The sequence below is a fragment of the Streptomyces lothianensis genome (genome assembly GCF_047779955.1).
Taxonomy (GTDB): domain Bacteria; phylum Actinomycetota; class Actinomycetes; order Streptomycetales; family Streptomycetaceae; genus Streptomyces.
Genome location: NZ_JBLMKT010000073.1, coordinates 23,528 through 36,214 on the forward strand (window position 1 = coordinate 23,528; position 12,687 = coordinate 36,214).

Annotated in this window: 10 protein-coding genes; 3 read left to right on the forward strand and 7 right to left on the reverse strand. The window is 70.0% G+C overall.

Going from position 1 to position 12,687, the window contains the following annotated elements; all coding sequences use genetic code 11:
* Positions 1–11: 11 nt before the first annotated feature.
* From ACLF6P_RS25710 to ACLF6P_RS25725, 4 genes are all read right to left on the reverse strand, one after another.
* Entirely contained in the window at positions 12–2,021 is a 2,010-nt protein-coding gene (locus tag ACLF6P_RS25710; RefSeq protein ID WP_415953358.1) for a dipeptide/oligopeptide/nickel ABC transporter permease/ATP-binding protein, read from the reverse strand.
* The gene (locus ACLF6P_RS25715) at positions 2,018–2,959 is read right to left on the reverse strand and encodes an ABC transporter permease (RefSeq protein ID WP_415953360.1); all 942 of its coding nucleotides are present in this window, start codon (positions 2,957–2,959) and stop codon (positions 2,018–2,020) included. The genes ACLF6P_RS25710 and ACLF6P_RS25715 overlap by 4 nt, the downstream gene beginning before the upstream one ends.
* Before the next feature lie 62 nt (positions 2,960–3,021).
* Entirely contained in the window at positions 3,022–4,572 is a 1,551-nt protein-coding gene (locus tag ACLF6P_RS25720) for an ABC transporter substrate-binding protein (protein WP_415953362.1), read from the reverse strand.
* Between the two features lie 74 nt (positions 4,573–4,646).
* Entirely contained in the window at positions 4,647–5,198 is a 552-nt protein-coding gene (locus tag ACLF6P_RS25725) for a carboxymuconolactone decarboxylase family protein (RefSeq protein ID WP_415953364.1), read from the reverse strand.
* 237 nt (positions 5,199–5,435) lie between these two features.
* Between ACLF6P_RS25725 and ACLF6P_RS25730 the strand changes: the two genes are divergently transcribed.
* Positions 5,436–5,849, forward strand: coding sequence for a cupin domain-containing protein (locus tag ACLF6P_RS25730; RefSeq protein ID WP_415953365.1), 414 nt, complete (start codon positions 5,436–5,438; stop codon positions 5,847–5,849).
* A gap of 373 nt (positions 5,850–6,222) precedes the next feature.
* Here the strand turns inward: ACLF6P_RS25730 and ACLF6P_RS25735 are convergent, their stop codons facing one another.
* Positions 6,223–7,674 carry a sensor histidine kinase gene (locus tag ACLF6P_RS25735; RefSeq protein WP_415953366.1) on the reverse strand — a complete coding sequence of 484 codons (1,452 nt, stop codon included), beginning with the start codon at positions 7,672–7,674 and terminating at the stop codon, positions 6,223–6,225.
* Positions 7,671–8,381, reverse strand: a complete 711-nt coding sequence (locus ACLF6P_RS25740; RefSeq protein WP_415953368.1) for a response regulator transcription factor — start codon at positions 8,379–8,381, stop codon at positions 7,671–7,673. Before ACLF6P_RS25740 ends, ACLF6P_RS25735 begins: the two co-directional genes overlap by 4 nt.
* 142 nt (positions 8,382–8,523) lie before the next feature.
* On the opposite strand from ACLF6P_RS25740, the gene ACLF6P_RS25745 reads away from it, so the two are divergent.
* Positions 8,524–8,652, forward strand: a complete 129-nt coding sequence (locus ACLF6P_RS25745) for a hypothetical protein (protein WP_415953373.1) — start codon at positions 8,524–8,526, stop codon at positions 8,650–8,652.
* A gap of 249 nt (positions 8,653–8,901) precedes the next feature.
* Here the strand turns inward: ACLF6P_RS25745 and ACLF6P_RS25750 are convergent, their stop codons facing one another.
* Entirely contained in the window at positions 8,902–11,802 is a 2,901-nt protein-coding gene (locus ACLF6P_RS25750) for a tetratricopeptide repeat protein (RefSeq protein ID WP_415953370.1), read from the reverse strand.
* 390 nt (positions 11,803–12,192) lie between these two features.
* Here ACLF6P_RS25750 and ACLF6P_RS25755 point away from each other — a divergent pair, with 390 nt between their 5' ends.
* Positions 12,193–12,654 carry a helix-turn-helix domain-containing protein gene (locus ACLF6P_RS25755; RefSeq protein ID WP_415953371.1) on the forward strand — a complete coding sequence of 154 codons (462 nt, stop codon included), beginning with the start codon at positions 12,193–12,195 and terminating at the stop codon, positions 12,652–12,654.
* Positions 12,655–12,687 lie beyond the last annotated feature (33 nt).

A 12,687-nucleotide genomic window follows, 5' to 3' on the forward strand; every position in this document is an offset into this window, starting at 1 on the left:
CACAGGGGGTGTCATGACTTGGACACCTCCAGGGTGAGCTCGTCGGCGCGAGTGCAGCGCACGTCCTGTTCCAGGGGTACGGGGTGCCGCCGGCAGCTGTCCTTGGTGAAGGAGCAGCGGTCGGCGAAGTGGCAGCCCACCGGCCAGGAGCCGGCCGGCGGTACCTGGCCGGGGATGGTGGCCAGACGCCCTCCGGTGACGTCGCCGGAGGGGCTGGAGGCCATCAGCGCGGCCGTGTAGGGGTGGCGGGGCCGGTGCAGCACGTCGGAGACCTCGCCGGACTCCACGACCTGCCCGGCGTACAGGACAGCGACCCGGTCACACGTCTCGGCCACCACACCGAGGTCATGAGTGATCATGATGATGGACATGCTGAACTCGTCGCGCAGTTCCAGGAGCAGGTCGAGGACCTGGCTCTGGGTGGTGACGTCGAGCGCGCTGGTGGCTTCGTCCGCGATGAGCACCTTGGGACCGGCGGCGAGCGCCATGGCGATGGCGACGCGCTGGGCCATGCCGCCCGAGAACTGGTGGGGGTAGTCGTCCAGGCGCCGCTGCGCGTCGCGCACACCGACCCGGGTGAGCAGTTCGACGGCACGGGCGCGCGCCTTTTCCCTGGACATGCCGAAGTGCTGCCGCAGCGGTTCGCACAGCTGCCGGCCCACGGTGTGCACCGGGGACAGGGCGGTCATGGGGTCCTGCAGCACGACGGAGATACCGCTGCCGCGGTGGTGGCGCAGCTCCTTCTCCCCGAGCCGGGAGATCTCCTCCCCGCCCAGCCGCACCGAGCCCTCGGTCAGGTGGATGCCGCGGGGCAGCAGACCGAGGACGGAGCGCGCCAGGATCGACTTGCCGGAACCCGATTCGCCCAGCAGACCGAGGACTTCGCCGTCGCCCAGTGTGAGAGAGGCGTCCTCGACCAGCGGCACGGGACCGTCGGGACCGTCGAGGGCGACGCCGACGTGCCGCACGTCCAGCACGGCCCCGCCATCCGCGGCGGAGGCCGGCCGGGCGGCGGGTTCGGCTTCGCCGTGCGCGGCGGGGTCCTCGGCCTCGCCGGCCGGGGCCGGTGCCGTGGCGGTGTGCTTGGCCGAGGCCTGGAGCACACCGCGGAAGCGGCGGCTCATCGAGGCCCGGCCGCCACCGATGAGGGCGTCGTTGATGCCGTCGCTGATCACGTTGAACGCGAGCACCGTCAGCACGATGGCGACGCCGGCGGGGAAGACGAGGAAGGGCTGCTCGGCCTGGTGCTCGGCGGCGAGGGAGAGCATCGCGCCCCAGGAGGCGGTGTCGGATTCGAGCCCGAGGCCGAGGAAGCTCAGTACGGACTCGATGACGACGGCATGGCCGAGGAAACCGGCCGCTTGCACGGCGAGTGGTCCGGTGAGATTCGGCAGCACGTGCCGGAACAGGATGTCCGGTGTGCGCAGGCCGGCGACCTGTGCGGACTCCACGTACTGGCGTTCGCGCTCGGCGAGGGTCACCGCGCGGGTCAGCCGGGCGAAGCTCATGCAGAAGATCAGGCCGATCGCGAGCATGAGGGACATCAGTCCGCGCCCCAGGATGGCGATGACGGCGAAGCCGACCATGATGCCCGGCAGCGCGTCCGACACGTCGAGGAGCCGGGAGCCCAGCCGGTCGGTCCATCCGCCGCGGTAGCCGAGCAGCAGGCCGATCGGTACGCCGATGACCATGGCCACGCCGACCGCGCCGACCGAGACCAGCAGGGCGACGCGGGTGCCGTGCAGCAGGCGGCTGAGGGTGTCGCGGCCCAGGTCGTCCGTTCCGAGCCAGTGTTCGCCGCCGGGGCCCAGGAGGACCGCGTCGTAGTCATGTGCCGTCGGGTCGTACGGGGCGAGCAGCCCGGCAGTGAGGGCGGCCACTGCCAGCACGAGCAGCACCCCGATGGCGATGGCGGTCCCCGGCCGGCGCAGCAGCTGGTACGGCAGTCCGCGGCGGGCCGCCTTGCGCGGTCGAGCGGACTCGGACGTTTCGGGCGTTGCCTTCTTCTCGGTCATGGTCATTGCGGACGAACCTTCGGGTCGAGCAGGCCGTAGCCCACGTCCAGGACGAGATTGACGCCGATGACGAGGACGGCCACCACCAGGACGGCCCCCTGGACGACGGGGTAGTCCTTGCCGATCACGCTGTGCAGCAGCAGTTCGCCCATACCGGGCACGGCGAAGACCGCCTCGACGACGAAGCTCGCGCCGATCAGGATGCGCAGGGTGAGACCGGTGGAGGCGAGGACCGGGATCATGGCGTTCTTCAGGGCGTAGCGCAGCACGATCCGGGTGCGGGGCACGCCGACCGCGGTCAGGCTGTCGATGTAGGGAGCCCGCAGAGCCTTGGCCATGGAACCGCGGGTCTGCCGGGCGATCATCGCCGCCGCGGGGGCGCCGAGCGCGATCGACGGCAGGATCAGACCGGTGAACCAGGCGGCGGGGTCCTCGGCGAGCGGGGTGTACGCGACCACCGGGACCCAGCCCAGGTGGACCGCGAAGACCAGCGAGAGGACCAGGCCGAACCAGAACTCGGGGATCGCCAGGCCCAGGGACGTACCCCCGTTGATGAGCCGGTCGACGGGACCGGGCCGCAGCGCGGCGAGCACGCCGAGCAGGACACCCACGGCCCCGGCGAAGACCAGGCCGCCGCCGACCAGGGACAGCGTCGCGGGAAGCCGCTCCGCGACCAGTTCACCGACCGGGAGACCGTTGGAGTAGGAGGTGCCCAGGTCCCCGGTGAAGGCGGCACCGAACCAGTCGGCGAGGCGGTTCACAAGCGGCTGGTCCAGGCCGAGTTCGGCCTCGGTCAGAGCGAGGCTCTCCGGGGTGGCGGCGGCGCCCAGGATGGCGGCGGCGGGGCTGCCGGGCACCAGGTACGTCAGGAAGAACACGAGCAGGGAGACCATGGCCAACTGAGGCAGGGCCAGGGCGAGGCGGTAGGTGATGAGCTTTCCCATCATCGCCTCCGCCCCGCGCAGGCCCCGCGCCCGTCGGCGATACGGGCGAGGGTCATCTCAGGTCACTCCCCGGCCGGACGCAGGGCCTTGTAGTCGATGGCGTTGGTCTCCCAGAGCTGGGTGGGCGCCTTGACCCCGGTGACACGCTTCGTGTTCCAGGCGATCAGTTCCTCGCCCGCCACGTGGGCGCAGGTCAGAGCCTCATCAGAAATGATCTTGGTGACGTTCCGCCATAGTTCGTCGGCCTCTTCGGAGGCACCGGCGGCGATGGCCGCCGCGGCGGCTTCCTTCAGCTCGGCGCTCTCCGTCTTCGAGGGGTTGCCGGGGGCCTGCTCGGCGAACCACGCCTTGTACCAGTCGTACGGGGTCAGTTCGTCGTTGCCGCCGAGGCCCAGGGCGTAGCGCCCGCTGTTCCACTGGGAGAAGTACTGCGGCGGGGCCGCGGCCTGCACGGAGACCTTGATGCCGATCTTCGCGAGCTGCTGGGCGTACACCTGCATCTGCTTCTCGTTGAACGGGGCCGCGAGCATCTCGACTTCGATCTGGGGGTTGCCGGCCTCGGCCATCAGCTCCTTGGCCTTGTCCAGGTCGTGGGTGTAGCCGGTGACGCCGGGGTTGTGGCCCTGCTCGCCCTCGCTGAAGTGCTGGCTGCGAACCTTGAAGTCCGGTTCCAGCTTGGCGATCTCCTCCGTGTCGAGGGCGTAGCAGGCCGCCTGCCGGACCCTGACGTCCTCGAAGGCACCTCCGTTCCCGCGGTCGAAGAACATCGGATTGTTGCGGATCGCGGGATAGCCCAGGTGCTTCAGGTCGGCGCCGCGATCGATCCGGCTGAACTGGTTCGCCTCGGTGTCGGTGAGGGAGATCTCGCCGGTGGACAGCGCGCCGGTGGCCGCGGTGTCCTCGGGGATCGCATACAGCTCGATCGTCCGGAAGCCGACGCTGTCCTCGCCGCCCCAGTAGCCGTCGTAATACGCGAATGACATGCGGGTGCCCTTGGTGGAGGACTTCGCGTCGTACGCCCAGGGGCCGGTGCCGACCGGGGTCTGAGCGATGGTGCCGGCCTTGATGGCCTTCGGGCTGCCCATGGGGGCACCCCTCGTGGACAACTGGGTGAGCAGCGACGGGGCCGGCTCGGAGAGGTTGATGCGCACGGTGCGGGCATCGACGGCGTCGACGGACTTGATCACCTTGAGCGGACCCGCGTAAGCGGTCTTGCCGTCGCGTATGGACTCCAGGTTGACCTTGACCGCCTCGGCGTCGAACAAAGTGCCGTCGTGGAACGTCACTCCTTCCCTGAGGGTGAGCGTCAGCGCCTCGTCCGTCTGGTCCCACTCGGTGGCGAGGACCGGCTGCACCTCGCCCTGCGCGTCGAGCGCCACCAGGTTCTCGTACGGGACACGCATATAGCCGGCTTCCATCTCAGCGCCCGGCGCCCAGCTCTCCGGGAAGCCGCCCCAGTTGGCGGCCAGGACACCGGAGGCGGATTCGCCCGGCTCGTCGGAGCCCGCCGTACAACCTGCGAGGGCCGTCATGGCCACCGCGCAGGCGAGTGCGAGCAGCTTCCTCCTGCTGCCGTTCCTGCTGCCGTTCCTGCTGCTCTCGTTGCTTCTCATGGACTGAGCGCCTCCTTGCGCCGAGCACTGCCAAGAAGAGGGGAAAAGGAAGGTGGGCCGGGCTGTTCGGTACTTCAGGCGGATGCGGTGTCGATGCGCCCGTATCCGCGGATGTCCGGGAACGGGGGCTCCTTGTCGGCCTGGAGGTCGACCTGGAAGGTGTTCAGGCACATGCCGAGCATGGTGAAGTTGCCGAGCGCGCCGATGGTGTCGACCAGGCCCTTGGGCCCGAAGTGCTCAAGGGCCTGGTCGAAGCTCTCCTCACGGACGAAATGGTCTTCGAGGATCTCGCGGCAGAACTGATAGAAGGCCTGGTCGGCCGGGCTCTCGAAGAGCGCGTCACGCTTTTCGGCGATGGCCTTGACGGCAGCTTCGGGTACTCCGGCCTCGATGGCCTGGTGCACGTGGGCGTTCCAGGAGTACTGGGCGTCCCAGTTCCGTGCAGCCATCAGGAGCGCCAGCTCCCGCAGATGCTTGGGCAGATCGCAGTCGAAGCGGGCGAACGCGCCTAGCGACTCGGCACGCTCGCACATCTCCGGGCTGTGCAGCCACACCCGGAACGGACCACGGACCGCACCACGCCGACCTGCGATCCGGGCTGCCAACTCCTGCTGGCGCGGGGTCATTTCCTCATCACTGAGAACGGGAAGCCTCATATGGCCGATACCTGCCTTCTCTTTCCGGCATGTTTCCGTCGCGGAACAAGCCGCCGTTGGGTGCCGCAGACGGTACAGCCGGGCGAGGAAAGCTCACCCTTCCCGGAATGCAACGTAAAACTGCACGTTGGAGGGCATCCGCGAGCCCGGGTAGCCCCTTACGGTCGACCGTCCGGACAACTGGCGAGACCCCGGAGGAAAACCAGAATGACCACGATCATCAAGGTCGCGAACGTGCCACTGCTCGACCGGGGAGGCGCCGTCGTGACCACGCCGCTGATCACCACACCGTCCGCCGGCGGCGAGAACCGGATCACCAGCGGGATCAGCGTCTACCCCGTCGGTTCCGGCGCCCCGTTGCACTCCCACAACTGCGATGAGCACGTCACCGTCCTCGACGGCGAGGCGGAGGTCGTCGTCGGCGGTGCGGACGGTGACGTGACCCGGCTCGAGCGGTACGACACCACGTACATCCCCTCCCCCATCCCTCATCTGTTCCGCAATGTCGGCGCCACGCCGCTGCGTATTCTGTGGGTCTACAGCTCGTGGCACGTGACGCGGACCTTCACGGAAACCGGTGTCACGGTGGAACATCTGTCGGCGCAGGATCAGATGGGCTGACGCGAGCCCGGATCCCTTCGTGTCACACCTTTGGCGGCGCGGCGACGGCGCTGTGGGCGGTCTCCGGGTGGGCGGCGTGGTGAACGTGCCGAGGGATGCCTCGCCCGGGGGCGTTCGCGCAGATCCACCGTCTCCACCGCCCCCGGCCGGTGCGCGGGTCCGTGCGGTACACGGCGCCGTCGGCACGGGATCCAAGGCAGGAGTACGGTGCCCAGCCGATGGCGATGTCTTCGGGACATGCTGAACTCCTCCGTACAGGATGGGGACAGGGCGACTCCGGTTCGCCACGTCGCGCGCGAAAGCCGGCACGGGCCGGGTGGTGCGGCGTCCCGCGTGCGGGGCACGCCGGGGGCCCGGGAGCGGGCGGTGCCTTTCACGCCGGTTCCGGGTCCGCCCGCGTGAGCGGGATCGTCATCGTGAACACGGTCGAGCCGGCTCGGCTGGTCACGTCGATCGTGCCGCCGTGCGCCGCGACCAGCGACCGTGCCACCGCGAGGCCCAGACCGCTGCCGCCTCGCTCGCGGCTGCGGGCCGTGTCGATCCGGTAGAAGCGGTCGAAGACGCGCTGCTGTTCGTCGGCCGGAATACCGGGACCGGCATCACCGACCCGGACCACTGCCGCATCCCCGTCGACGGACAGCGCCACGAAGACCGCGGTGCCCGCCGGCGTGTGGACCGCGGCGTTGGTGAGCAGGTTGTCCAGGACCTGCCGGATACGCAGCGGGTCGAGTTGCCCACGCACCGGTCCCGGGCCCGCCTGAACGGTCAGGGGGTGGTCCGGGTGACCGGCACGAAAGGCGTCCGCGGCCTGCTGGACCAGTTCCTCCAGATCCACCGGCTCCTTGTGCAGGGGCGCGTCCTCCTCGGCCGCGTCCAGCCGGGCGAGCAGCAGCAGATCGTCCACGAGCACACTCATCCTGGCTGCCTCGGAGCGCAGGCGCGCCAGATGCAGTTCACGCTCCCGCGGGGCGTTGGCCGCCGCGTACTGGAACAGGTCGGCGTATCCGCGGATGGACATCAGCGGGGTGCGCAGCTCGTGCGAGGCGTCCGCGACGAAGCGGCGCAGCCGCTGCTCGGCCTCGGCGCGGGCCGCGAACGCGTTGTCGATGTGCGCGAGCATGGTGTTGAAGGCCGTGCGCAGTTCCTCGGCCTCGGGGCCGCCGCTGCCGCCCTGGGCACGCACCGGCAGGCGAGCCGAGTCCGTGAGGTCGCGCGAGGTGATGTCGCGGGCCGTGCGCGCCATCTCGCTGAGGGGGCGCAGGCCCCGGCGGATCAGTCGCTGTCCGAGGACCACGAGGATCAGGAGCGCGATCGCGAATACGACGGTCCCCACCGTCACCAGCTGCCGCACGGTGGAGTGGATCTCGGTCATCGGAGCGGCGCTGACCAGCACGGCCCCTGAATCGGACGCACAGCCGCGCACCCGGTAATCGCCGCTCCCCTCCAGGTGCAAGGTCCGGTAGACCCCCGAGGGCGAACCCGCGCTGTCCATCGCCACGGCGTCGAGGGCTGCGCGGGCGCGGCCGTCGGCCGGCAGGTCGCTCGCATCGCGCGGCACCGCCGAGCCGTCCTTGACGTCGTACACGGCGGTGAACCAGTTGTACGGTCCACCGGTCAGGGCCCCGCGCTGGGCGACGTCCTTCGCCTGAGCGAACTGCGACACCCGCATCTGCTGATCGAGCTGGCGCTCCAGAAAGTCCTCCATGTGCGTCACCATCGCGGCCCCCACGATGGCGAACACCGCCAGGGCCAGCGCTCCCAGACCCAGGGCCAGGCGGGTACGCAGCCGCACGGCGCGCCAGGCACGGCGCAGCCCTGCGGTCATCGGGCAGCCGCCCGCAGGGCATAACCGACACCGCGCACGGTATGGATGAGCTGACCCGAGCCGACTCCGCCGCCCTCGGCATCACCGTCGAGCTTGCGGCGCAGCCGGGACACGACCAGCTCCACCACATTGGTCCGGCCCCCGAAGTCGTACTGCCACACATGGTCGAGGATCTGCGCCTTCGACAGAACCGCCGGCGACTTGCGCAGCAGATAGCGCAGGACGTCGTACTCCGTCGGGGTCAAGGTGATCACCTGCCCGGCACGCCGTACCTCGCGGGACTCCTCGTCCATCACGAGATCCGCGACCCGCAGCAGCGACGGCTCGGCCGGAAGGCCGGCGGTGCGCCGCAGGACGGTGCGCAGCCGGGCCATGAGCTCCTCCACCGCGAACGGCTTGACCAGGTAGTCGTCGCCTCCCCGGGTCAGGCCCGCGACCCGGTCGGCCACACCGTCACGCGCGGTGAGGAACACCACCGGCAGCGCCCGGTCCAGCGCCCTCAGCCCGTCCAGGACCCGGAATCCGTCCAGGTCGGGGAGCATCACGTCCAGCACCACGATGTCGGGCCGGAACTCCTCGGCCAGCCGGAGCGCGTCCGCGCCGCAGTACGCGGTCTCGGCATCCCAGCCTTCGTACCGGGCGACCGTGGCAACGAGGTCGGCGATGGGCGGATCGTCGTCCACGACGAGCAGGCGGGTCTTGTTCACGCCTCGATGATCGCCGCCCGCGGTGGGATCCGACACGGCACGCAACGCATCGACAGGAACTCGAAAGGTCGGGGACAGCCGATACACGGCAGGTTCGGCACGGCCGGGGGCGCCGGACACGGGCATCTCCACGTCCATCCACATGTCCTCGAAGCGATGTGCTGCGGCACAGGCCGAAGGCGGGCACAGGGCCCGGAAGATCGACGGCTGTCTGCCGAAGATCGAGGAGCTGGTGGTCCGCTCGCAGGCGAAGGTCTACTCGACGACGTAGCGGAGCTTGCCCAGGCCCTTGATGTTCGGGGCGCCCTTGCGGGAGAGCACCCACTCGAACCCGACGGTGTTCGATAGTCAGTTCGAATCGTGTAGCGCGTGAGTCCCCTGTGCACGAATACGGCGGGACCGGATTGCCTCGCCCGTGCGTAACTTGGGCGGCTGGTCGCCGGATGGTCCACAAGGCGGCCCGCGGCGCGACGGACTCCGCGTTCCTCGGCGCAGCCGGTGGCCAGCCTGGTTCCGGGTGCTATCCCCACGGGTCGAGGGCGCGCAGGATGGGGGCCAGGAGTTTCCGCGTCCAGGTGGTCCGCTTCGTGTCCGCGCCGTCTGGTGGGTCGTCGAGCGCCGTGACAACGCGCCCCAGAATTCGGGAGCCGCCGGTCAGCAGCCCGAGGCTGGGGCGCAGGGCCAGAACGGAGGCCGCCTGCCGCGTCACGCCGGGCCACTGCACCTGGTTGGTGAGGAGTGCTCCGAGTCTGATCGCGGCCGTGACGGCGGCACGGTTCGCGGGCAGATGCTGCCGCAGCAGTTCCACCAGAGGCCGAGCGACCTCGCTTTCCGCGTCGGCGATGCCGCACTGGATGGTGAAGGCCCGGCTGAAGTCGTCGACTGCGTCTTCGTAGCGCCCGGCGTACAGACGAACCACGCCGCGGCCGCAGAGGGGCCACGGCCACAGCCGATCGTCGGCAAGCGACCGGTCGAAGTCCCGTTCTGCTGCGGCGAGCTGCCCCTCCTCCCACAACAGCCATCCGCGCATCGCGAAGGAAAGCGTGTACTCGTCATCGACGGAGATCGCGCGATCGAGGCCGGCGAGCGCTTCGGTGTCACGGCCGAGCCCGTGCAAGGCCCAGGCACGGAGCGCGTGGGGCCAGGCACGGCCCCTCGGCCCATGTTCATACGGGGCGGCCAGGGCCTGGTCCACCTCCCGGAGTGCCTCCGCGTGCCGGCCGAGACTGAGGAGCAGGCCGGCGAATTGGGCACGGTGCCACTGCGATTCGGAGTCCAGGTCGGCCGCCCGCGCCATGGCTCGGAGCGCTTCGTCCCACCGTTCCAGACCGCTCAGGCACCGGGACCGCTCCGCGTGGGCCCAGGTGTACTCGGGGTCGATGGCGAGCGCGCGGTCCAGATCCGCCAGCGCGTCCTCGTAGCGTCCCTCGATGCAATGGACTTCGGCTCGGCGGGCGTGTGCCCACTCCTGCTCGGGGTCGAGTTCGAGAGCACGGTCGAAGTCGGTGAGCGCCGCGGCGTGGTGCCCGGCCGTCAGGTTGACGTGCCCCCGCATCACGTGCGTCCAGGCATCATCGGGGCGGACCTGGATCGCCTCATTCATGTCAGCGAGAGCGTCCGCCGGATTTCCCATCTGCTCATGGGTGAAGGCGCGCTCCACCAGGGCGTCGTCGTGCCGCGGTTCCAGGGCCAGGGCCGCGGTCAGGTCGGCGAGCGCCGCCTCGTTCCGCTCCGCACGCCGGTGCAGTCGCCCGCGCGCGACTCGGGCGCGCACCTGCCCCGCGGTGTCCATGCCGGAGTGGGCGAGCAACGCGTCGAGGATGGCCGGGACGGCCGTGGGGTCATCCCGGGACGCGCCGGTCAGCCGTTCGCCCCATGCTTCCAGGCCCTCGTCCGCGCTGTCCGTCGCGGCCCGGGCGAGCAGTTGTGCCCAGCGCCGGGCCGTGGAGCTCCCGTGCTCGCAGGAGTGGACGGTCTCGGTGAGCGCGTCCGGCAGTGCGCGGCGTGGATCGGAGCACAGGCGGTGGTAGGTCTCGTTGTACCGGTGTTCGCGCCAGGCCGCGTCACCCCAGCGTTCGGCACTCGGCAGGCTCTCCTCCCGCTTCGTCCGCCAGGTACGGAAGGTCTCCGCGAGCAGATCATGCGCGGCACGCCAGCGGGTCGGGGACTGCAGGCGCTGCAATCGCAGCATGGAAGCGCGTACGACGTCGTGGTAACGGCAGCGCCCGGCCTGATCGGCGACGAAGGCGAGCCGGCGCACCCACCCGTACTGCTCGGCGGCCTCCGGCGGGGCGACGGCACGGTAGACGTCCTCGTCGAACTGAAGGGGGAGGGCCAGGGCCAGGGCGGCTGTCCGTCGCGCCGGGTCCGTCTCCCATTTCAGGAACCGATCCACGGCCGTCTCCGAGGGGTCGCCCACTGCGTGGTCGGAATCAGGCGGGGCCTGAGCCAGGGTGTGCACCAGTACGGGGAGCCGACCGGACAGGCGCAGTACGACCTCGACGACCCGCTCGTCGGTGACGCCCCGCAGTGCCAGCAGCGAGCGCGCCTCCTCCTCGGTGAACACCTCCAGCGGTACCTCCGTGACCAGGTCGAGCCAGTCGCTCCAGCTCTGGGTGGACAGTCGGCCCTGTCCGGACAGCACGATCTGGACATTCGCCGGAAGGACGCCGTGGATGTCGCCGAACGCGATGTCGCGCAGCCACTCGTCCAGCACCGGGCCGGTCCGCTCGTACACGTCGAAGAACAGCACCATCCGTGACCGCCGCCGTGCCGCCTCCGCCAGGTCGGCCAGGAACACCGGGGTCAGGGCACGCACCGGGTCCATGACGAGCTGTACGTCGTCGTGGGATCGCAGCCGTGCTCCCAGCGCGGCCCGCAGCCGGTCCGCGCCCTGGGCGACCTGTTGTGGATCGACGGCGTTGGCGAATGCCCCGACGACCGGGACCATCCCGAGGCCGGCCAAACCCACCTGCGCGGCGACCGACGCCGGGAGCGAGGCCACGGGCGGCTGCGCGGCGCCGACGCCCTCTGCGGCCGTCTGGGTGTCCCGGGCCGACTGCGCGTCGTGCTCGCGCTGGCGGAACGTTGCCAGCAGCTTGTCGAAGCGGCGCAGCTCCAAGCCCTGAAGGCCGAGCCGGTCGCCGATCTCCGCCATCGCCTCCACGGCGCTGTGCACGCCGTCGTCGAGATACACCGTGGCCGCGCCCTGTTCACGGGCGACCGCATCCCACTGCCGCAGCAGCGAGGTCTTGCCCACACCGGCGTTGCCCCGCACATGGAACAGAAACTGGTAGTCGTCGCCTTCCGGGTCCTGGGCGAGGTTCTCCCGGAACGCGTTCATCTCGCCGCGTCGGCCCACGAAGCCGATCCGGCGCCGCCGCCGGATCAACTCCTGGCGTGATGGCCGCTGTTCTGGCATCCCGCACCCCCAGCCACCAGTATGGCAAGGGTGCCCTGCGGCCGGGTGCGGATGAGAACGCGAAAACCCTGACCTGCTGCGCCCTGGCCCCGCTTGGCACAAGACGGAACCGTGGACTTCCGGCCCACGAGGCGATTCGTGTGGCCCTGGAGAGGAAGCAGCCTGAGCGACGTCCAGCGCGTGCCGAGCCGGTCCTCCATGCCGTCGCGGTACGCCTGGTGGATGGTGCCCTTTTGCCGTGGCAGATGTCGGGCCCAGTCAGCTGACGAGTTCGTGCATGGTTGGCGGTGGCGCGTCGACACCTTGATCGTTGATCATGATCTGTTCGGCGGAGAACCGGGCGCGTGCGGCAATCATCCGTAACCAGCGGATCACCGGCTGATGCTTGGTGTGATCGCTGAACTCGCATCTCAGATCGGCCCGTTGCGGCACGAGCGGCATCAGGCCGTGCTGACGTCGCGCCCTCGCCGCCGGGCTATCAGCGCCGGGGCCAAGCACAAGCTGGTCTTCGATGACCGTCCGCCGGCCACGCTGGTGGTCCTCCGCCATGGCGCCACGCACGACGTGCTGGCCTGCTGGTTCGGTGTCGACCGCTCCACCATCACGCGTGCGATCGGTGAAGTGCGGCCGTTGCTCGCCGAGCGGGGCTGCACCGTCGCGCCCGACATCCGACTGCGCACGCTCGCCGAGGTTGTCGACCATCTTGGTGTGAGCGGACAGACCGGCATCGTCGACGGCACCGAGATCCGGGTGCGTCGTCTGGCGGCCGGGCGCAAGGACCGGGAGAAGTTCATCTCCGGGAAGAACAACCAGAACGCCGTGAAGTCCATTGAGCTGCCCCGAGTTTCGTAGAGTCCGATCTTGATTGGTTCAGGCGGACTGCGG